The organism is Actinoplanes sp. NPDC051633 (genome assembly GCF_040681735.1).
GTDB lineage: Bacteria > Actinomycetota > Actinomycetes > Mycobacteriales > Micromonosporaceae > Actinoplanes.
This window is the reverse complement of the sequence record NZ_JBFAZH010001849.1, coordinates 1-1,020: the sequence shown is the minus strand read 5'-3', so window position 1 is coordinate 1,020 and position 1,020 is coordinate 1. Positions and strand designations below refer to the sequence as shown.

General features: G+C 70.3%; 1 protein-coding gene. It reads right to left on the bottom strand.

The features are described from left to right. Positions 1 to 67: 67 nt before the first annotated feature. Positions 68 to 1,020: MFS transporter (locus tag AB0M20_RS45635; protein WP_364307935.1), on the bottom strand; the 953-nt coding region annotated here is incomplete at its 5' end.

Below are 1,020 nucleotides of genomic sequence, written 5' to 3'. Positions count from 1 at the left end.
ACAAGAACGTAAAGGGAGAATCAAAAACGATGAGATTGATTTGAAACGGACAAACTTAAACTTTGATTTAGTTGAAGATGAACGTCATTTTCGCCGTCAGCGGCGCCACCAGCAGCGACAGGCCGAGGCCGAAGACGATCACCGCGGGCAGGACCCGCGTCCAGTACGACGCGCCCGCACCCACGAACGACAGCATCACCAAGCCGGCCGCGCAGACGATCGGGCCCGCCGTCATCGGGATGCGCGGCCCGATCCGCTGGCCGAGCGCGCCCGCCCGCGCCGACAGCACCAGCATCAGCACGGTGACCGGCAGCAACGCGATCCCGCCGGTCAGCGGCGAGAAGCCGGCCACCACCTGCAGATTGAGCACAACCAGGAAGAACACGCCACCGCTCGCGGCGTAGACCAGGAAGGTGACCAGGTTGGCGCCGGTGAACGGCCGGGACGAGAAGATCCCCAGCGGCAGCATCGGGTGCGCGGATCGCCGCTCGGCGACCACGAACGCGGCCAGCCCCAGCACGCCGACGGCCAGCGACACCAGCACCTGGAGGCTGCCCGGGCCGTGCATCGGCCAGGCGGTGAAGCCGTAGGTCAGGCCGCCGAGCCCGGCCGCGCCGGTCAGCACGCCGGTCACGTCGATCTCGCGGGCGGCTGCCGGGTTGCGCGACTCCGGCACGTGCCGGGCCGTCACCCACAGGACGACCGCTGCCAGGGGTACGTTGATCAGGAAGATCAGCCGCCAGTCGGCCACCTCGACCAGCCAGCCGCCGAGGAACGGCCCGAGCGCCCCGCCGATCCCGGCCAGCCCCGACCACGCGCCGATCGCCCGCGACCGGTCCTCGGTCGCGAACGACGCCTCCAGGATCGCCAGCGCCCCCGGGGTGAGCAGCGCGCCGCCGATGCCCTGCAGCACCCGGGCGGCGATCAGCGCCTCGACGTTCGGCGCCAGCCCGCACAGCAGCGAGGCGGCCGCGAACCAGCCCACCCCGATCAGGAAGACCCGCCGGCGCCCGAATCTGT